1 protein-coding gene is annotated in these 556 nt (G+C 46.8%); it reads left to right on the top strand.

Annotated features, from left to right (window positions below; genetic code table 11):
- On the top strand, positions 1-556 hold a 556-nt coding region (locus R8O11_RS30355), incomplete at both ends, for a mechanosensitive ion channel family protein (RefSeq protein ID WP_318195279.1).

Raw genomic sequence — 556 nt, 5'->3', positions numbered from 1 at the left:
CTCTGTCTGGTCTGCTGACGTTTGGTGGTGTGGGTGGCTTAATCGTAGGTCTTGCTGCAAAAGATTTGCTGTCGAACTTCTTCGGTGGTTTGATGATTTACTTCGATCGTCCATTCAAAGTAGGCGATTGGATTCGCTCTCCAGATCGTCAAATCGAGGGCACCGTAGAACGCATTGGTTGGCGCATGACCAGCATCCGCACGTTTGATAAACGTCCACTTTATGTGCCGAACTCCGTGTTTAGCAACATCGTGGTAGAAAACCCTTCCCGAATGCTAAACCGTCGAATCTACGAAGTGGTGGGCTTACGTTACGATGATGCCGACAAAGTGCCAGAAATCATCACCGCAGTGCGCGAAATGTTAAAGAATCACAAAGACATCGATACGCGCCAAACCTTGATTGTGAACTTTGATACCTTTGGCCCATCATCGTTGAACTTCTTTATCTACACCTTCACGAAAACCGTGAACTGGGTGAGATACCACGAAGTGAAACAAGACGTCTTATTGAAAGTCGTCGGCATCATTAAAGAGCACAACGCAGATATAGCGTT

The sequence above is a fragment of the Vibrio sp. 1288 genome (assembly GCF_033344475.1).
The sequence above is the reverse complement of the archived record's forward strand: the minus strand, read 5'-3'. Positions and strand labels throughout refer to the sequence as shown.